This is a genomic window from Bacillus sp. FSL M8-0071 (genome assembly GCF_037975455.1).
Lineage (GTDB): Bacteria > Bacillota > Bacilli > Bacillales > Bacillaceae > Bacillus > Bacillus subtilis.
Window position 1 is genome coordinate 3,847,428 of sequence record NZ_CP150256.1, and the last position, 19,607, is coordinate 3,867,034.

General features: G+C 45.4%; 20 protein-coding genes and 1 other annotated feature (1 of these 21 only partly in view). Of the genes, 9 read left to right on the forward strand and 11 right to left on the reverse strand.

The features are described from left to right. Positions 1 to 82, forward strand: a binding site (T-box leader); it begins 133 nt to the left of the window's first position. Between the two features lie 41 nt (positions 83 to 123). Together tyrS and ywaD are read left to right on the forward strand one after the other, a co-directional pair. Further along, positions 124 to 1,365: a tyrosine--tRNA ligase gene (gene tyrS / locus MKX71_RS19855; RefSeq protein WP_114523607.1), complete on the forward strand. Its 1,242-nt coding sequence runs from the start codon at positions 124 to 126 to the stop codon at positions 1,363 to 1,365. Positions 1,366 to 1,519: 154 nt separating this feature from the next. Beyond that, positions 1,520 to 2,887, forward strand: coding sequence for an aminopeptidase YwaD (gene ywaD, locus MKX71_RS19860; RefSeq protein WP_015250921.1), 1,368 nt, complete (start codon positions 1,520 to 1,522; stop codon positions 2,885 to 2,887). Positions 2,888 to 2,934: 47 nt separating this feature from the next. Here the strand turns inward: ywaD and MKX71_RS19865 are convergent, their stop codons facing one another. The 6 genes from MKX71_RS19865 to MKX71_RS19890 all read right to left on the reverse strand — a co-directional run bounded on the left by MKX71_RS19865 (position 2,935) and on the right by MKX71_RS19890 (position 7,559). Beyond that, positions 2,935 to 3,774 carry a helix-turn-helix transcriptional regulator gene (locus tag MKX71_RS19865; RefSeq protein ID WP_048654805.1) on the reverse strand — a complete coding sequence of 280 codons (840 nt, stop codon included), beginning with the start codon at positions 3,772 to 3,774 and terminating at the stop codon, positions 2,935 to 2,937. 67 nt (positions 3,775 to 3,841) lie between these two features. Then, on the reverse strand, positions 3,842 to 4,225 hold the full coding sequence (locus MKX71_RS19870) for a carboxymuconolactone decarboxylase family protein (RefSeq protein WP_019712843.1): 384 nt from the start codon (positions 4,223 to 4,225) through the stop codon (positions 3,842 to 3,844). Positions 4,226 to 4,231: 6 nt separating this feature from the next. After that, positions 4,232 to 5,425: an MFS transporter gene (locus MKX71_RS19875; protein WP_339231537.1), complete on the reverse strand. Its 1,194-nt coding sequence runs from the start codon at positions 5,423 to 5,425 to the stop codon at positions 4,232 to 4,234. A gap of 129 nt (positions 5,426 to 5,554) precedes the next feature. Further along, entirely contained in the window at positions 5,555 to 6,187 is a 633-nt protein-coding gene (ywaC, locus tag MKX71_RS19880; protein ID WP_003244564.1) for a GTP pyrophosphokinase YwaC, read from the reverse strand. A 141-nt stretch (positions 6,188 to 6,328) separates the two neighbouring features. After that, positions 6,329 to 7,264 (reverse strand): 1,4-dihydroxy-2-naphthoate polyprenyltransferase, encoded by a 936-nt coding sequence (locus tag MKX71_RS19885; RefSeq protein ID WP_015250916.1) that lies wholly within the window; start codon positions 7,262 to 7,264, stop codon positions 6,329 to 6,331. Positions 7,265 to 7,424: 160 nt separating this feature from the next. Further along, a complete protein-coding gene (locus MKX71_RS19890; protein WP_003227332.1) occupies positions 7,425 to 7,559 on the reverse strand; it encodes a hypothetical protein in 135 nt (44 codons plus the stop codon). 149 nt (positions 7,560 to 7,708) lie between these two features. Between MKX71_RS19890 and MKX71_RS19895 the strand changes: the two genes are divergently transcribed. From MKX71_RS19895 to MKX71_RS19925, 7 genes are all read left to right on the forward strand, one after another. After that, positions 7,709 to 7,858, forward strand: coding sequence for a teichoic acid D-Ala incorporation-associated protein DltX (locus MKX71_RS19895; protein WP_003227330.1), 150 nt, complete (start codon positions 7,709 to 7,711; stop codon positions 7,856 to 7,858). Positions 7,859 to 7,875: 17 nt separating this feature from the next. Next, entirely contained in the window at positions 7,876 to 9,387 is a 1,512-nt protein-coding gene (gene dltA, locus MKX71_RS19900; RefSeq protein WP_114523606.1) for a D-alanine--poly(phosphoribitol) ligase subunit DltA, read from the forward strand. Beyond that, a complete protein-coding gene (gene dltB, locus MKX71_RS19905; RefSeq protein ID WP_003227327.1) occupies positions 9,384 to 10,571 on the forward strand; it encodes a D-alanyl-lipoteichoic acid biosynthesis protein DltB in 1,188 nt (395 codons plus the stop codon). Before dltA ends, dltB begins: the two co-directional genes overlap by 4 nt. A gap of 16 nt (positions 10,572 to 10,587) precedes the next feature. Beyond that, positions 10,588 to 10,824 (forward strand): D-alanine--poly(phosphoribitol) ligase subunit DltC, encoded by a 237-nt coding sequence (gene dltC, locus MKX71_RS19910; RefSeq protein ID WP_003227325.1) that lies wholly within the window; start codon positions 10,588 to 10,590, stop codon positions 10,822 to 10,824. Beyond that, the gene (dltD, locus tag MKX71_RS19915; RefSeq protein WP_339231538.1) at positions 10,824 to 12,002 is read left to right on the forward strand and encodes a D-alanyl-lipoteichoic acid biosynthesis protein DltD; all 1,179 of its coding nucleotides are present in this window, start codon (positions 10,824 to 10,826) and stop codon (positions 12,000 to 12,002) included. The genes dltC and dltD overlap by 1 nt, the downstream gene beginning before the upstream one ends. Positions 12,003 to 12,092: 90 nt before the next feature. Further along, entirely contained in the window at positions 12,093 to 12,851 is a 759-nt protein-coding gene (locus MKX71_RS19920; RefSeq protein ID WP_041850366.1) for an SDR family oxidoreductase, read from the forward strand. A gap of 140 nt (positions 12,852 to 12,991) precedes the next feature. After that, positions 12,992 to 14,083: a branched-chain amino acid aminotransferase gene (locus MKX71_RS19925; RefSeq protein WP_029318644.1), complete on the forward strand. Its 1,092-nt coding sequence runs from the start codon at positions 12,992 to 12,994 to the stop codon at positions 14,081 to 14,083. Positions 14,084 to 14,116: 33 nt separating this feature from the next. On the opposite strand, the gene licH is transcribed toward MKX71_RS19925, so the two are convergent. From licH to licR, 5 genes are all read right to left on the reverse strand, one after another. Next, on the reverse strand, positions 14,117 to 15,445 hold the full coding sequence (licH, locus tag MKX71_RS19930; protein ID WP_003244285.1) for a 6-phospho-beta-glucosidase LicH: 1,329 nt from the start codon (positions 15,443 to 15,445) through the stop codon (positions 14,117 to 14,119). Beyond that, complete coding sequence (gene licA / locus MKX71_RS19935) at positions 15,442 to 15,774, reverse strand: PTS lichenan transporter subunit IIA (RefSeq protein WP_003227313.1); 333 nt, start codon at positions 15,772 to 15,774, stop codon at positions 15,442 to 15,444. The genes licH and licA overlap by 4 nt, the downstream gene beginning before the upstream one ends. A gap of 18 nt (positions 15,775 to 15,792) precedes the next feature. Continuing rightward, positions 15,793 to 17,151, reverse strand: coding sequence for a PTS lichenan transporter subunit IIC (gene licC, locus MKX71_RS19940; protein ID WP_213379709.1), 1,359 nt, complete (start codon positions 17,149 to 17,151; stop codon positions 15,793 to 15,795). Between the two features lie 15 nt (positions 17,152 to 17,166). Next, positions 17,167 to 17,475: a PTS lichenan transporter subunit IIB gene (licB, locus tag MKX71_RS19945; RefSeq protein ID WP_003218755.1), complete on the reverse strand. Its 309-nt coding sequence runs from the start codon at positions 17,473 to 17,475 to the stop codon at positions 17,167 to 17,169. 128 nt (positions 17,476 to 17,603) lie between these two features. Beyond that, entirely contained in the window at positions 17,604 to 19,529 is a 1,926-nt protein-coding gene (licR, locus tag MKX71_RS19950; protein ID WP_213419901.1) for a transcriptional regulator LicR, read from the reverse strand. Positions 19,530 to 19,607 lie beyond the last annotated feature (78 nt).

Sequence of the window (19,607 nt, forward strand, 5' to 3'; positions counted from 1 at the left end):
AACGGGAAACCGTTATTCGAATGAGCGGAAGACGATGTCTTCAACCAGGGTGGTACCGCGTGCATTGAGCCACGTCCCTTATCGGGATGGGCTCTTTTTTGTGTTTGTAAAAAAGGAGGAAAAATGATGAGAACATTTGAGCAGCTCACAGCGTCACAGCAAAAAGAGGTAGAAAGACAGCTTCAGCTATACATGACAGGCGCCCACGAAGTCATACCGCCGGAGGAATTAAAGGCAAAGCTCGTGAAATCAATTTCCACGGGCACGCCGCTTAAAATTAAGCTCGGATTAGATCCGTCTGCACCGGATGTACATTTGGGCCATACGGTTGTGTTAAATAAGCTTCGCCAATTTCAAGAAAACGGCCACATTGTCCAGCTGTTAATTGGGGATTTCACAGGAAAAATTGGTGATCCGACCGGAAAATCGGCAGCCAGAAAGCAACTGACTGATGAAGAAGTTCAGCACAATGCCAAAACCTACTTTGAGCAATTCGGAAAAGTGCTTGATCCAGAAAAAGTCGAGCTTCACTATAACTCAAAATGGCTGAAAACATTGAATCTGGAAGATGTCATTGAATTAGCAGGGAAAATAACGGTAGCCCGCCTGATGGAGCGCGACGACTTTGAAGAACGCATCGCCATGCAAAAACCAATCTCACTGCATGAATTCTTTTACCCATTGATGCAGGGATATGATTCTGTCGTTCTCGAAAGTGATATTGAATTAGGCGGAACGGATCAGCATTTCAATGTCCTCATGGGACGGCATTTCCAAGAACGATACAACAAAGAAAAACAAGTCGTCATCCTGATGCCGCTCTTGGAAGGCTTGGATGGCGTCGAGAAAATGTCGAAGTCGAAACACAACTACATCGGCATTAACGAACATCCAAACGACATGTACGGAAAAACGATGTCACTGCCCGACAGCCTGATGAAAAAATACATCCACTTGGCAACAGACTTAGAGCTTGAAGAGAAAAAACAGCTCGTGAAAGACTTAGAAACCGGCGCAGTTCATCCGCGTGATGCCAAAATGCTTTTAGCCAAAACAATCGTCCGAATGTATCACGGAGAGAAAGCAGCAGAAGCTGCCGAACACTCGTTTAAAACAGTCTTTCAGGAAAACAGCCTTCCTGATGATATTCCGTCTGTCCAATGGGAAGGCGAGAAAACAATCGCGATTGTCGATCTGCTCGTTACATTGAAGCTCCTCTCTTCGAAGAGCGAGGCGCGCCGCATGATTCAAAACGGCGGTGTACGCATCGACGGAGAGAAAATAACAGATATTCACGCCAAAGCAGAGATAAGAGAGAATATGATCATCCAAGTCGGCAAACGCAAGTTTTTAAAGCTCCAATAGTCTGATATTCCGAAACGCTTATGACCCTTCATTCATAAGCGTTTTTTGCAGGTATAAAGCACTGTCTTTTCAAAAACGCTCTTCATCTTGCAGGAAACTCCTTTAGCATCCCGAAATATTCCCCAACCATACATTTAGGGGAGGTTTATTTTTGATGAAAAAGCTTTTGACTGTCATGACGATGGCTGTTTTAACTGCCGGCACACTGCTCTTGCCGGCACAGAGTGTCACCCCTGCCGCGCACGCTTTACAAATATCAAATAGCGAGCGCGAGCTTCCATTCAAAGCAAAGCATGCGTACTCTACCATTTCTCAGCTAAGTGAAGCAATCGGCCCCAGAATAGCCGGAACTGCAGCTGAAAAAAAGAGCGCCCTATTGATCGCTTCATCCTTGAGAAAATTAAAGCTTGATGTGAAGGTTCAACGATTCAACATTCCTGACCGGCTTGAGGGAACACTGTCTTCAGCAGGACGCGATATTCTTCTCCAAGCGGCGTCCGGCTCAGCTCCGACTGAGGAACAAGGGCTGACGGCCCCGCTTTACAATGCGGGATTGGGCTATCAAAAGGACTTTACCGCTGACGTCAAGGGCAAAATCGCCTTGATTTCCAGAGGAGACCTGACTTATTACGAGAAAGCCAAAAATGCCGAAGCCGCCGGAGCAAAAGCTGTCATCATTTATAACAACAAAGAAAGCCTCGTGCCTATGACGCCAAACCTGTCGGGAAATAAAGTCGGCATTCCGGTCGTCGGCATTAAGAAAGAAGACGGCGAAGCACTTACCCAGCAAAAAGAAGCCACCTTAAAACTAAAAGCATTCACAAACCAAACCTCCCAGAATATCATCGGAATCAAAAAACCAAAGAACATCAAACATCCAGACATTGTGTACGTGACGGCCCATTACGACAGTGTTCCTTTTTCACCCGGGGCAAATGACAACGGCTCAGGAACCTCTGTTATGCTGGAGATGGCGCGTGTCTTAAAAAGCGTTCCATCTGATAAAGAAATCCGCTTTATCGCTTTCGGCGCCGAAGAGCTCGGCCTGCTCGGCTCCTCTCACTATGTAGATCATCTATCGGAAAAAGAGCTGAAACGAAGCGAAGTGAACTTCAACTTAGATATGGTAGGCACAAGCTGGGAAAAAGCGTCTGAGCTGTATGTCAACACATTGGATGGCCAATCTAACTATGTTTGGGAATCCAGCCATACGGCTGCTGAAAAAATTGGGTTTGACAGCCTGTCTCTGACACAGGGAGGATCATCTGATCATGTGCCATTCCACGAAGCCGGCATTGATTCCGCCAACTTTATTTGGGGAGACCCGGAAACAGAAGAAGTTGAGCCGTGGTATCATACCCCTGAAGACTCGATCGAACATATCAGCAAAGAACGCCTCCAGCAAGCAGGCGATCTTGTGACAGCCGCTGTCTATGAGGCTGTGAAAAAAGAGAAGAAACCGAAAACCATTAAGAAACAAATGAAGGCGAAAGCATCTGACATTTTTGAAGATATCAAATAAAAAAAGACGGCACTTGGGTGCCGTCTTTTTTTATAATGATCAGCTGTTTAGCCGTCTATAAGTAAAGCTTTCAGTTTATCAACTGTATTTTCTTTTTCTAACGGGCGATAAATGGTCAGTTTCAAATCAGGAGAGTCATATATTTGTAATGTCATATGCTCCATCACCATTGTTCCGGCTGCCGGGTGATGAAGTACTTTTTCTCCTGCGTGTGTGCCTAATACTTCGTGGTGGTTCCACCATTTTTTAAATTCGGGGCTTCTTTCAGTTAACTCATCGATCAGCTCTTTTATCCATGCTTCCCCAAGAAAACGGCTGGCTGTCGATCGAAACTGTGCGATAAGTTTTTTGGCGTGGCTTTCCCAGTCGTCAAGCAGATTCCGATACTCCTTCGAGGTGAAACATCGCCATATGGCGTTCCTTTCCTTACTGCCCATTTGGCCAAAATTGCCGAACACAGCACAAGCTGCTGTGTTCCAAGCAATAACGTCCCACTTTTCGTCAGTCACATAAACAGGGCAATTGGTTAAATGATCAATAAAGTGCCGCACAGCCAGAGGAAGGCTCTTATTATCTTCATCCTGATCATCTAAAGGAACATGATGGCCAGCCAACAGAAAGACATGACGCTTTTCCTCATAATTCAATTTGAGCACTCTCGATATGCTTTCCAGTACCTGTGTCGATACCCGAATATCCCTTCCCTGCTCCAGCCATGTGTACCATGTGACACCTATACCGGACAGCTGGGCTAATTCCTCTCTTCTCAAGCCTGTTGTTTTCCTTCTGGTGCCCATAGGCAATCCAAACTCTTGCGGAGAAAGCTGTGCCCTTTTAAGTTTTAAAAACTCCCCTAGCTCTTTCCGTTTTTCTGCCATACTGTCCACATACACACTCTCCTTCTGCATAGAATTTCCTATTAGTATTCTACATAAAAAGGAGAAGGTTTTTATATTATTTGTTTCGTTCTGCAAATACTTCAGCGGCCACAGGAAGAATGGTATTCAGTGCATTCGGGAAACCTGAGTAAATAATCATCTGCATCATGACTTCTATGAGTTCTTCTTGTGTCCATCCGACATTCAGGGCTCCGTTAATATAGAATTTTAGCTGCTGGGTATTGCCCAATGCAGTCAATCCAGCAACGGTTGCTAATAATCTGGATTTCAGATCAAGACCTGGTCTTGAAAAAATCTGACCATAGTTAAACTCCACGGCAAGCACACCAAGGTCCGGAGCGATGGAATGTTTAAAATTGTCCACGATCGCTTCATAGTTCTCCTCATCAATTTGTTTCAGAATATCTAACCCTTTTTTATAACGTTCACTTGTTCGCACCAGCTTCTATCTCCCTTCCAATATCGTTTTTTTAGTAGTACGATTTATGGTAATCCTTGAACTGAAGGCAATACCGACCATGATCATCCCCAGAATACAAACACCGTTCCAATGAAACAGCATCCAGACTGCACCTCCTGCATACGATCCCAAGGCGCCGCCTAAAAACGTGCTGACCATAAAGAGGCCATTCAATCTGCTTCTCATTTCAGCCGACAATTGGAAAATCTCCGCCTGACACGCCACCTGATTCGCCTGAATGCCCATGGTGATGAATAAAGCGCCCAATACAATCACAATCAATGAAGTCTGGCCTGCCATTAATAAAACAAATGACAATAAGGTAAAAGACATACAAAGCTTGTTGGAAAAAGCAGCTCCTTTTTGATCAATAATCCGGCCGATCAGCAGAGTTGAAAAAGCCCCGCCAATTCCCACCAAACCGATTGTTCCGGCACTCTGGCTGCCAAACGAGAATGGAGGTTCACTCACCATAAACACTAACGTCGTCCAAAATAAACTGAAGGCGCCGAACATGAAGCCTTGGTTTACACATGCTTTTCTTAACACTTTCTCCTTGATCAAAAGCGGAAATAATGAAGAAATGAGTTTTCCGTAATGAAATGCATGTGTCCCTTTGCTTTTCGGAAAGCAGAAGTGAATGATCAACATAATGATGACGGCTGCTGCACAGGCAATCCAATACATCACGCGCCAGCCATAATGGGCATCTATCGCCCCGCTGACCACTCTCGCCCCTAAAATTCCGCAAACCAAGCCGATGGCTACGTTTCCGAGTACTTTTCCTCTGTTCCTGTCATTTGCTAAACCTGCCGCAAACGGCACAAGGATTTGAGGAATAATCGTGAAGAATCCCAATAATAAATTTGTGATGACTAGCCATGGAAAGCTTACAGCTAACGCTGAAGCTGCCGAACAAACCCCCACTAAGAATAGCAGGCTCACAATTAAGCGGCGGCGTTCAAAAAGATCTCCCAATGGAACAAGCAGAAGGTTCCCCGCCGCATAGCCAATCTGCACCAATGTAGCAATCATCCCAGCTTGTGCCGGCGTCACATGAAACGTGCCTGCCATGCTGACAAGCAATGTTTGATTGATATAGACATTAGCTACTGTAAACCCGCTAGTCACCGCGATAAGAAAAATCAAACCTCTCGATAATGAAATGGAATGGTTCATGTTTACCCCCTTTCTTCATGCATGATAAAGCAGGTTCAATCATGGAAACAGAAGTGAGTTTATACTGGTATAAAAAGTACTAGCAAGCAAAGCAAAAAAGCGAAACCCTGTCAGGCTTCGCATTTGTTATCAATCCACTTCTTTCTTAATCCCCAGCATTTTCTCATCTAGGTAATGGGCAATCTCCGCGGCTTCTTTCAGCTCATCTGTTAATTGCTTAGGAACGTCATTGTTCAATTTATAATAAATTTTATGTTCAAGGCTCGCCCAGAAATCCATCGCGATTGTCCGGATTTGAATTTCTGCTTTGACGTATTCCACACGGTTCGTTAAATTCACAGGCATCTCAATGATCAAATGCAGGCTTCGATAGCCATTCGGTTTGGGTGTCTGGATATAATCCTTTACCTTTACGATTCTCAAATCTTCATGCTGCTTCAACACATTCACGACGTTATAAATGTCAGAAATAAAGGAACAGATGATGCGCACGCCGGCAATGTCGTGAATATGCTCCTTCATTTCCTTCGTCGTAATCTCACAGCCCTTTCTCATTAACTTATTCACGATGCTTTCAAAGCTTTTGACACGGGATTTTGTATGTTCAATCGGGTTGTGTCCGTGAATGAGGTTATATTCCTGGCTGATAATTGAGAACTTTGTATCGAGCGCATCTAGCGCAAATTTATAAACTAATAATTCATTTTTCCAATCTTCCATTACTGTTTTTAAATCGTCCATATGTGTTACAGATAAATCCATTTTCGTCATCTCCTTTAACGGAACTTTATCCGCTGTCCATGTACTAGACGTCCCTGTCTGCTGCAAGGTTCTATGAATTTTTTTACAAAATGCGGTCGATTGTAACAAAAAAAGACCGCACGAAACGAGCGGTCTTTTTTATTATCGGAAATAGCTGATCAATAATCCGATCGAGAGCAGGAATCCGAAAAATGTATTTGTTTGGGCTGTTGATTTCATTGCGACAATCATATTCATCGGCATTTCTTTTTGGACGAAGCCCTTCACTGCCTGAACCGGCTTAGGCACGCTCAAAAAGACGACAAACAGCCATGGGCTTGCGGCACCGGTAATAACCAAGCCGACAACCCAGATATAAGCGACGGCAAACGACGCAGCTAACAGAGTAACAGCTCCCTTATGCCCCATCAAAATCGCCAATGTTTTGCGGCCGCCTTTTTTGTCCTCTTCAATATCACGAATGTTGTTCGACAGGTTAATCGCGCCGACAAGAATCGCAATCGGGATGGAAATCAAAATGCTTTGCGTGTTGATCATATCTGTCTGAATGAAAAACGAAATCAGCACAAACACCGAACCCATGCAAATGCCTGAGAATAATTCACCGAACGGCGTGTACGCAATCGGCAGCGGCCCGCCTGTATACAGGTAGCCGATCGCCATGCCGACAAGGCCGATCAGCGCAAGCCACCAGCTGCTGCTGGCACAAATATAGACACCGAGCAAAATGGCAATCCCGTATGAGGCAAGAGCTAATTGCAAAATCGTTTTAGGCTTCATTCCGTGGCGTACAATGGCCCCTCCGATTCCGACTGATTCTGCTGTATCTAATCCGCGTTTAAAATCATAATATTCATTAAATAAGTTCGTCGCGATCTGGATCCATAGGCAAGAAAACAGCATAGCCAAAAACAGCAGCAGATCAACCTTCACATAAAACATCGCCAAAACGGTTCCGAGCAGCACAGGCACAAACGATGCGGTTAACGTATGAGGACGGGTTAACTGCCAAAGGATCTGCCCCATGCTTTCTTTTTGCGGCGCTGTCTGACCCTCACCCTTATTTGTTTGGTTCATCTTCCTCTTCCTTTCTATTAAAAGGCTTACTTTTTTCAGCCGGCAGCTTAATAAAAAACTCCTTTTGCTTCCTTATCTATCATAATGACTTCTCCCTTATTTCACAAGATACCGCAAGAAGGCGTTTTCTTTCTTATTATACGCTTCCGCCCCGATTTCATTAGGTTTCTGCTTTCACTTGAACGAACAGGTACAGAAAAATTTTTTTAAGTACATTACACTTTTTAAAAGTTAAAAAGATCTTTTGACTCCAGGTATCTTTTCCTTTATTATGAATCAGCTCGAAACATTCCATTCTTGCCCTTGCAGGTATAAAGATTCATTTTCAAAAACATACGCCGATATATTAATTTGAGGGAGATTAGGGAAAAAATGAAACTTTTTGAGCATCTGATCGTCAAATAATCATGTGATTGTCGAAAAAACGGGAAGGGAATTTTTGATATGCTGCAATTAATGAAACAGCTGTATGAAAAACCCGCTGTCAAGTGGACATGTCATACAGGCTTTTATTTGATGATACTGCTTGTTTTGTTTTTTATGTATGGTTTTCACACCGCGAATACCGGTTCATATATTTATAACGATTTCTAATTGGAGAGAGAATAACTATGAAACTTTTACATGCTATTCAAACACATGCGGAAACTTATCCGCAAACCGATGCCTTCCGCTCTCAAGGCCAGTCGCTCACGTATCAGGAATTATGGGAGCAGTCTGACCGCGCGGCTGCCGCGATCCAAAAACGCATTTCTGGGGAAAAGAAATCTCCTATCCTTGTGTACGGCCACATGGAGCCGCACATGCTTGTTTCCTTCTTGGGAAGTGTCAAAGCGGGACATCCTTATATTCCGGTTGACCTGTCTATTCCGTCCGAACGGATTGCGAAAATTATCGAAAGCTCTGGAGCAGAATTGCTGATCCATGCAGCAGGACTCTCAATTGATGCAGTCGGCCAGCAGATTCAGACAGTTTCTGCGGAAGAACTGCTGGAAAACGAAGGCGGCTCTGTCAGCCAAGATCAATGGGTCAAAGAACACGAAACGTTTTATATCATTTACACTTCCGGGAGCACAGGAAATCCGAAAGGCGTGCAGATTTCCGCTGCGAACCTTCAAAGCTTCACAGACTGGATTTGTGCAGACTTTCCAGTCAGCGGAGGAAAAATATTTTTAAACCAAGCGCCGTTCTCATTTGATTTGTCTGTCATGGACCTATATCCGTGCCTTCAATCAGGCGGGACTTTACATTGCGTGACAAAGGATGCTGTGAATAAGCCGAAAGTCTTATTTGAAGAGCTGAAGAAGTCCGGGCTGAATGTGTGGACATCAACACCTTCCTTTGTGCAAATGTGCCTGATGGATCCGGGTTTTTCACAGGATCTGCTGCCTCATGCGGACACATTTATGTTCTGCGGAGAGGTTCTTCCGGTTTCTGTGGCAAAAGCGCTGCTTGAGCGTTTTCCGAAAGCGAAGATTTTTAATACGTACGGCCCGACTGAAGCGACAGTGGCTGTCACATCGGTTGAAATTACGGATGACGTCATCAGCCGCAGCGAATCGCTTCCAGTGGGCTTCGCCAAACCAGATATGAACATTTTCATTATGGATGAACAGGGACAGCCGCTTCCTGATGGAGAAAAAGGAGAAATCGTCATTGCAGGGCCGAGTGTAAGCCGAGGCTACCTTGGTGAGCCAGAGCTGACGGAAAAAGCGTTTTTCTCTCATGAAGGCCAGTGGGCATACCGAACTGGCGATGCCGGCTTTATTCAAGACGGTCAGATTTTCTGCCAAGGACGTTTGGATTTTCAGATTAAACTTCACGGCTATCGAATGGAGCTGGAGGAAATCGAGTTCCATGTCAGACAGTCACAGTACGTTCGTTCTGCTGTCGTGATTCCTTATCAGCCAAACGGAACAGTTGAGTACCTGATCGCTGCTATTGTGCCTGAGGAGCATGAGTTCGAGAAGGAATTCCAGCTGACAAGCGCTATTAAAAAAGAGCTTGCCGCTTCTCTTCCGGCATATATGATCCCAAGAAAATTTATCTATCAGGATCACATTCAAATGACGGCTAACGGCAAAATTGACCGAAAACGCATTGGCGAAGAGGTTCTTGTATGACGCCTTACAGCTCGTTTTTATTCTTTATACTGCTTGGCATTCTTCTTCTGCCGACGATCATTCTCGGCTTAAACGGAAAAAGATTTCAAGCATACAACATGTTCATATCTATCATTATATTGGCTTTAATTTTTTCGCACGACTTACACGGGGTCATCGCGCTGTGCCTGTTTACAATATGGCAGGTGCTCCTGATCAGCGGCTATCTGGCATACCGGCAGAAAGCGAACAGCGGCTTTGTCTTTTGCGGGGCTGTTATCGCGTCTATTCTGCCTTTATTTCTGTCAAAAATATGGCCGTTTCTTTCACACCCGCAGCCGCATCATCCGCCGCATAACCTGATCAGCTTTTTAGGGATTTCATATTTAACCTTTAAAGGCGTTCAGCTGATTATGGAAGCAAGAGACGGACTGCTGAAAGAACAGCTGCCATTGCACCGCCTGCTGTATTTCATCCTGTTTTTCCCGACGATTTCCTCCGGCCCGATCGACAGATACCGCCGGTTCGTCAAGGATGAACAGAAGGCTTGGACGAAAGAAGAATACGCCGACCTGTTGTATACGGGAATCCATAAAATCTTCATCGGTTTCCTGTATAAATTTATTATCGGCTACGCGATCAATACGTACTTCATCATGAATCTTCCCGCAATCACGCACAATAAGATTCTTGGGAACCTGCTGTACATGTACGGCTACAGCATGTATTTATTCTTTGATTTCGCCGGCTACACGATGTTTGCCGTCGGGGTCAGCTACATTATGGGCATTAAATCACCAGAAAACTTTAATAAACCATTTATCAGTAAAAATATTAAAGATTTTTGGAATCGCTGGCATATGTCTCTGTCATTTTGGTTCAGAGATTATGTGTTTATGAGATTCGTATTTTGGATGACTAAGAAAAAGTGGATCAAAAACCGTATGGCCGTCTCAAACATCGGGTATTTCCTGCTGTTTATGCTGATGGGGGTTTGGCACGGGCTCGCGCCGCAATATATCATTTACGGCCTCTATCACGCCGTGCTGATGACGTGTTACAACTTTTTCGAGAAGTGGAATAAGAAATATAAATGGCTGCCGTCCAACCGCTGGACAACCATTCTCGCTATTGTGATCACATTCCACTTCGTTTGCTTCGGGTTTTACATTTTCTCAGGAAAACCATTTCATCACCACCATTAAAGGAGATTAGAAAGCTATGGATTTTAAACAAGAGGTATTAGACGTTTTAGCAGAGGTTTGCCAGGATGACATCGTAAAGGAAAATCCTGACATTGAAATTTTTGAAGAAGGTTTGCTTGATTCTTTTGGAACAGTAGAATTGCTGCTTGCGATTGAAAACCGTTTTGATATTTTAGTGCCGATCACTGAATTTGACCGGGACGTTTGGAATACACCTAACAACATTGTAAATCAGCTGTCTGAGTTGAAATAATGAAAAAGCGTTTTTTCGGTCCAATTATTTTGGCGTTTATTCTATTCGCAGGCGCCATCGCAATTCCATCTTCATGGCTGACAGGCTTCATCACCGATAAGCGTGTGAAAGAGTCAGCAACAGCCTTGAATCCGAGTATGTTTCAAGGGCTATATTTACAAGATCAGATGCTCAAAGATCCGACATATCTTCCGATTTACGGGTCTTCTGAGCTTTCTCGGCTGGACGAGTTCCACCCATCTAATTATTTTCAGGTAAACAATGAGGGATTCACGCCATACCTTGTCGGCAAAGGCGGATCCCAGTCATTGATTCATTCTTTAAACTTCGCTGCCCATATGGATCAGCTGAAGGGCAAAAAAATCGTATTCATCGTGTCTCCGCAATGGTTTATTAAGCGCGGGTCTGATGAACAGCATTTCGCGCCGAACTATTCTGCGCTGCAAGGGCTTGATTTGGCATTTAACGATCAGATCGATCCTGAAATTAAAAAGAAAATGATGAAACGCATGCTTCGCTTTAAGGCTGTGCAAAACGATGCCATTCTTTCTGAGCTGTATAAAGCAATGGTAAACGGCCAGACGTGGAAAGTGAACGCGCTGAAGCCGGCGGCGAAAGTGTATTACAGCATGCTGGAAAAGAAAGATCTGTATTATTCAACGACAGAATCATCCGGGCCAAAGCGCTATATCTCGCAGTCAGTAAAGGATAAGTCATGGTCTGAATTGAATAAACTAGCGGATCAATCAGGCAAACGCCACTCCGGTTCTAACGATTTTCACATCGACAACCCTGTCTATAAAAAGCTGAAGCCGAGAGTGCCTAAGCTGAAAGGGAAAAACAAAGGAAGATCGTATGCGGTGTCACCGGAATATGGCGACTTTGAAATGATGCTCGATATCCTGAAGGATGCGGGCGCAGAGCCTATGTTTGTCACCATTCCTGTTAACGGGAAATGGTACGATTACACGGGCTTCCCGAAAAAAGGACGCACTGACTATTACAAAAAGGTAAATAAACAAATCAGAGCGAAGGGCTTCCAGGTTGCTGATTTCTCAGGGCATGAATATGACCCGTATTTCATGAAAGACACCATTCACATCGGCTGGAAAGGCTGGGTGTATGTCGATAAAGCAATTGACGAATTTTATAAAACCGGAAAAGTCACTTCATCCTGAGCATCTCATAGGACGCGGCTGCATATTTCCTGCTAAGATTTGAAATAGTAAAGGAATCACAGCCAACTTAATTAAGAGGTGTTACATCCAATGAAGATGACAGGCAATACGGTTTTAATCACAGGGGGTTCTGCTGGCATCGGGCTTGAACTGGCCAAGCGCCTGCTGGAAATTGGCAATGAAGTTATCATTTGCGGACGCAGCGAAGCACGTCTTGCAGAAGCGAAGCAGCAGCTCCCAAACATCCATACAAAGCAATGTGATGTTGCAGACCGTTCGCAGCGGGAAGCATTGTATGAATGGGCTTTAAAGGAATATCCGAACTTGAATGTTCTCGTCAACAACGCCGGCATTCAAAAGGAAATTGACTTTAAAAAAGGGACAGAGGATCTTTTTGTGGATGGTGATGAAATTGAACTTAATTTCCAAGCGCCTGTCCATTTATCCGCCCTTTTCACACCTCATTTGATGAAGCAGCCTGAAGCGGCAATCGTTCAGGTCACATCCGGGCTTGCGTTTAACCCGTTAGCTGTTTATCCGGTGTACTGCGCAACAAAAGCAGCACTTCACTCGTTCTCGCTTACGCTCAGACACCAGCTCCGCGACACGAGCGTGGAAGTGATTGAAATGGCACCGCCTATGGTGGACACGGGCTTAAACCAAAAATCACGCGATAAACAAGGCCTGACGTACCGGGGCATTTCATCTGAAGAATATGTTCAATATTTCTTGGACGGCTTGAAGGAAGGCAAACAGGAGATTACAAATGAACGTGTTGAAGGTCTTCGGGATGCCACTCGCGCCGATTATGACAGGTTATTCGAGCATATGAACACGCAGGAGAATTAATTTCTCCTGCTTTTTTCATATGAATTTCTTACAAATTTGAGCAAACCTATTGCGATTATTTGTTGAAGGTATACAATAGAATATAATTATTTTCAAATAAGTTTGATAATATAAACAATTTAACAGCAGGGAGATTGACCATGACTAAACAAACGATTCGCGTTGAATTGACATCAACAAAAAAACCGAAACCAGACCCAAATCAGCTTTCGTTCGGAAGAGTGTTTACAGACCACATGTTTGTAATGGACTATGCGGCAGATAAAGGTTGGTACGATCCAAGAATCATTCCTTATCAACCCTTACCAATGGATCCGGCCGCAATGGTCTATCACTACGGCCAAACCGTGTTTGAAGGGTTAAAGGCTTACGTGTCAGAGGATGACCATGTTCTGCTTTTCAGACCGGAAAAAAATATGGAACGCCTGAATCAATCAAACGACCGCCTCTGCATCCCGCAAATTGATGAAGAACAGGTTCTTGAAGGCTTAAAGCAGCTTGTCGCAATTGATAAAGACTGGATTCCAAATGCGGAGGGCACGTCCCTTTACATCCGTCCGTTCATCATCGCAACCGAGCCTTTCCTTGGTGTTGCGGCATCTCATACGTATAAGCTCTTGATCATTCTTTCTCCGGTCGGCTCTTATTACAAAGAAGGCATTAAGCCGGTCAAAATCGCTGTTGAAAGTGAATTTGTCCGTGCGGTAAAAGGCGGAACAGGAAATGCCAAAACCGCAGGGAACTACGCTTCAAGCTTAAAAGCGCAGCAGGTCGCCGAAGAGAAAGGATTTTCCCAAGTGCTTTGGCTGGACGGAATCGAAAAGAAATACATCGAAGAAGTCGGAAGCATGAACATCTTCTTCAAAATCAACGGTGAAATCGTAACGCCGATGCTGAACGGGAGCATCCTGGAAGGCATTACGCGCAATTCAGTCATCGCCTTGCTTAAGCATTGGGGCCTTCAAGTTTCAGAACGAAAAATTGCGATCGATGAGGTCATCCAAGCCCATAAAGACGGCATCCTTGAAGAAGCCTTCGGAACAGGTACAGCAGCTGTTATTTCCCCAGTTGGCGAGCTGATCTGGCAGGATGAAACACTTTCGATCAACAACGGTGAAACAGGAGAAATCGCAAAAAAACTATATGACACGATTACAGGCATTCAAAAAGGCGCTGTCGCAGACGAATTCGGATGGACGACCGAAGTCGCAGCGCTGACTGAAAGCAAGTAAGAAAAAAGCCGGCCCATTACAGGCCGGCTTTTTTTACGCTTCAATTTTGTTGAAAAACTGCGGCAGATACGCTTTGTGCGCCTCCAGCATTTCGTCTAAAATCTGTTTGGCCACAGTATCGGACGGGACAAGCGGGTTAATCGTCATGGCAAGGAGTGCAGTTTGGTAGTCACCTGTAACTGCCGCTTCTGCCGCGACACGTTCAAAGGATTTGATTTGCTGGACGAGGCCACGGACAGACACCGGCAGGTCGCCGACAGCAATTGGCTTAGGGCCGGTTTTCGTCATCACACAGTTCACTTCAACTGCGGAATCGTCTGGAATACTCGCTATTGCACCATTATTGATCGTGTTCACCGGCTGAATGTCATGTTTATCATTATAAATGGAGCTGATTAAGTTACATGCTGCATCACTGTAGTAAGCTCCGCCCCGTTTTTCCAGCTGCGGCGGTTTGATCGCAAGGTTCGGATCTTTATAAAGCTCGAACAGCTCTTTTTCGACCTTCTGTACGACTTCAGCGCGGGTGCCCTCCGTTTGTGATGCTTCCAGTTCGTGCTCCAGCATCTCTTTTGTTTTGAAATAGTAACGGTGATAGCCGCAAGGGATGACATTGAGCGCTTTTAAGAAATCCGGTTCCCATTCGGCGCCTGAGATATTTTTCATCGTCATCGCGTTTTTCGGATCGCCCATCGCCTCGATGACTTGCTCCTTCACACTTACGCCATCCAAGAAAACATCCAGCCCAAATACCATATGGTTCAGTCCGGCGAATTGGACTTCTACGCGGTCCACATCTACATCAAGCGCTTTGGCTACACCCATTTTGATGCCGATTGGAACATTACAGAGACCGACGACTTTCTTCAGGTTGGAGTAGCGAAGCAAGGCTTCTGTTACCATGCCGGCAGGGTTTGTGAAGTTAACAAGCCAAGCGTTCGGGCAAAGCTCTTCTATGTCCTTTGCGATCTCAAGGATGACCGGAATTGTGCGCAATCCTTTAAACAGGCCTCCCGGGCCGTTTGTTTCCTGGCCAATTACACCATATTTTAGCGGAATGCGCTCATCCTTTGCTCTTGCCTGCAAAAGTCCGACGCGGAATTGGGTCGTGACAAAGTCTGCGTCTTTCAGCGCTTTTCTCCGGTCGAGCGTAAGATGAATGTCAATCGGGACGCCAGCTTTTTCAACCATCCGTTTGGCGAGTGTGCCGACAATATTCAGCTTTTCTTCGCCCTCGGGGATATCGACAAGCCATAATTCACGGACAGGCAGCTCATCATACCGTTTAATAAACCCTTCCACTAGCTCGGGCGTATAGCTTGAACCTCCGCCAATCGTTACAATCTTCAATCCTTTTGTCATATGCTTGCTCCCCTTTGCTCGGTGATTTTTTCATATAACTCAATGATCTCTGCAGCCATATCCTTCACTGTCATTGCATTCATTAAATGATCCTGTGCATGAACCATCAGAAGCGTCATTTCCGTCTTTTCTCCGCCCGCTTCATTTTGGATCAGCTCTGTCTGATAATGATGGGCTTTTGACAATTCTTCAGCAGCGTCTTGAAGCTTTTTCCGCGCTTCTTCTGCGTCACCGCTTTTCGCAGCGGCAATGGCCTCCATTGCGGAGCTCCTACCGTTTCCTCCGTGAAGGATGATTTGAAAAATGATTTGTTCCATTTCCTCATTCACGCGATTCACTTCCTTTCTCTACAGAGCCGCTTCTTTGTCATCTGATGCTGCAGGCGTTTGAATCAGCTCCAGATCGTTTTCTTCTTTCAACTTCTGCTTATCCCACATTCTGAAGAACGGGTAGTAGACAACAAAGGATACGACGATATTAATGGCTTGCATGACCGCGCCTGAGACTTTTCCTCCTGTCGCCAAGTAGCCTGAAAAGATCGGCGGCATGGTCCACGGCACTGCGATACCCGCCGGTTTTGCGACAAGGCCGGTGCTCATTCCGATGTACGTAAGTGTCACTGTGACAAGCGGTGTGATGATAAACGGAAGTAAGAGCATTGGGTTCATGACGATCGGCATTCCGAATATAATCGGTTCGTTAATATTGAAGATGGCCGGTCCGACCGCAAGCTTCCCGAGCTGCTTCATTTGTTTGCTTCGGGCGCGCAGGAACATCGTGACAACCAGTGCCAATGTGGCGCCGCTTCCGCCGATATTGACCCAGATATCGAAAAATTGCTGGGTGAAAATCTTAGGAAGCTCCTCACCGGCTTGGAAGGCGATCCGGTTGGCATCCATTGCGCCGTACCAAATCGGTGCCATGACGCCGCCGACAATGTTTGCACCGTGAAGGCCGCAGGCCCATAAAAGCATTTTGATGGCTTCGGCGACAAGGCTTCCTCCAAGGCTTCCTCCCAGAATGGAAAGCGGAGTCCCCAATAAAACGCTTACAATATTATGAAGGCTTTCAAACGGTGTCGCTTCAACAATCAGCCGGGCTGCCCAAATCAGGAAGATGACGGCAAAGCCGGGGATTAACGCGACAAATGACTTGCTTACCGCCGGCGGAACACCATCCGGCATTTTGAAGACTAAATTGCGCTGGATAATGAGGCGGTAAATCTCTGTGGACACCATTGCGATAATCATGGCGACAAACAGGCCTTTGCTTCCCATGAGCGAAAGCGGAATCCCGCCGCCAACCATGATTTCTTTCGTCGCGCCATCCGGCATAAACGGCACTTGATAAGGTGTTGCTAATAAAAATGCCGCAAGGGAAATGGCTCCGGCCGACAAGGCATCAACGCCGTATTTCTCGGCGAGCCGGTAGGCGATGCCGAACGCGGCGACAAGACCCATAATTTCAAAGGTCGCGTCGACTGGGTAGGCCAGTTTTTCAGACCAGGAGCTGCCAAACGTTTTTGCCATAAACTCAGCGTATCCCGGGATCGGGAGGTTGCCAATGATGAGGAAAAAGGAACCGATGATAATCAGGGGCATCGTGAGGATGATACCATCACGCAGCGCCTGCAAATGACGCTGTCCCGCAATTCTTCCCGCTATAGGCATGACCTTTTCTTCTAAGATCTGATTGACTTTATTCACATAGCCCGCCCCTCTCTATGACACATGTCCAAGCTGTTCAGCTGATTTCAGCACTTCCGCCCCATTGCACGTGCCATAATGGACGGTATTAATGACGTCTACCGGAACCCCCTTTGACTCTCCTAATTTTTTGAGCTGCGGAAGCATGTAACGGACTTGCGGACCGAGAAGCAATACATCCGCTTTATCGATATGATTTTGTACAGAATCGCCTGAAACTGCCCAAATGGTATAGTCTTTTCCCTGTTCCTGCGCACTTTTTTCCATCTTGCTCACCAGTAAACTAGTAGACATGCCTGCTGCACAAACGAGTAATATATTCATGTAAAAGACCCCCTAGAGTTTGATCAATTTTGTAATGTCCTGCTGTTGCTATCATCATATTATGAAATCGCTTTCATAAACACTCAGGGTTTTTCCGCAGGCAACGGAAAAAAGGTATATACAGGCTGTCAGCTCAGCATTTTTTGGTCAAACACATCCGAAAGCTCTTGATATGAACGGCATTTGATCAGCTGGTTCACCGCCGCCGGGTCATCCAAAATGCTGCCAAGCAGTTTATACATGCTTTGCAAATCCGCTTTGTTCTCCTTTTCGACACAAAGCAGACAGACAAATTGAACTCGCTGACTCTCCCAATCGATCGGTTTTTTGAGCGTACAAACGGCCCAAAACGTTGTTTTCGTCTGCGGAACAAGCGGGTGCGGGATGGCAACAAGATTGCCAAAACACGTTGGCGACATGTCTTCTCTTTCAAAAATGGAATCTATGATTTCTTCATCGGCAAAGCCGCATTCGACCGCTTTCTGCCCTAAAAATTGAATCACTTCTTCTTTTGAGCGCAGATCCTCCTGAAAAAAAACGAGTTCTTTTTTTAGGTAGCGATTGGCTTTTTCCTTTTCATCACTCAGAATAGATTCTATTTTTGTAAAGTCAGTTCCGCCTAAGATGGTGTTAACCTTCAGTACTGGTACAGGGAGCTCTTTTTTAATCGGAATAGTGCTGATGACAAAATCAATTGATTCGTAGGACATTTGATCAAGACTATAATACTCAGCCGTTCCAAGAATATCGAGCCGCTTGCCGAAATGGGAACGCAGTTTTTCGCGCAGAAGCTGGGCGCTTCCGGCTCCCGATGCGCATACAATGATACAGCGTTTCGGCGGGCTTTCTGTTTTTTTTCGTTCAATCGCGGCGCCAAAGTGGAGAGCCAAATATCCAATTTCGTTTTCATGAATCTCAATACCCGTTTGTTCCTTTATCACGATTCCGGCAATGATCCCGGCTTCAAAAGCGAGTGGATAATGTTCCTTGATCGCTGCCAGCATCGGATTTCGAAGATTCATGCCGTATCGGTTGCGGCTGATCGCCGGCTTCATATGCAGTGCCAAGCCGATTTTCAGCTCTTTGTCATGCAGGATGCCAAGCTTCAGTTCACGATCAACAGCTTTGATCATGGCAAGTGTCAGCTGATCGGTTTCCTCTTCTATTGAAAATGTGTCCTCTCCGCATTGTGATTGTGTCATTCGTTTTGTGCCAAGGAGATGCATGGTGATGTAGGCCGTCTCGTCTTTCGGAAACGTAACGGAAAGCTTTGATTCCAGCTCTTTTACGATGGCTTCTGCAGCCTGGTACTCCTTTTGATGCAGGATATGATCCATATCTTTCGGGAAAAGAGAAACATAGTTTTCCGTTCTGATCCGTTTACAGGCGATAGCGATATGGATAATGAGGTTATTCAGTCCCATGTTGGACAGAGGGATGCGGTCGTTTTTCATTTTTTTCAAGATGGCGGAACGGATGATCTCAATTTCTTCTTTTGGCAAAATATCAGCCTTTTCATTTAAAACATCTATCTCCGTTTCTCTTTCATCAACAATGTACTCCGCCATGCAGTACCTCATCTGCACCTCGTCCCCGCGCAGCTTGAAGCCGTAATTCGGACGTGTTTCCATGACGATGCGGTAAGGCAGCAGACGTTTCTTTACTTCCTTTAAATCCGTTTGGAGTGTAGATTTTGAGATAAATAGTTCTTCAACAAGTTCATCGAGCTTGAGATAATTGTCCGCCAGCAGCAGACGTTTCATAAGATAGGCCATTCTCTCCTCCGGCAATACCGGCAGGCCCTTTTTTTGCTGAAATTCATCTTGCAGCAGTGTTCTGAATACTTGCTCGTCATCAATGCGGAGCTTGTAGCCGGAGCCTCTTACAGATTGTACAAAGGCACCGTGGCCGCTTAGCACACCTTGAAGTTCCTTTATATCATTGCGGACTGTCCGCGTCGTTACGTTTAATTGCGCAGCAAAAAACGAACTTGTCACCGGGGCTTCAGCCGCCATCAGCAAGCGCAGAATATCACGTAGTCGCCCATGAAGCATGAGAAAAACCTCCTAACTAGTAGATGCAGGGATTCAGTGAATAGGCAGAAAGGATGATGAAGGGATGCGAAATGTATA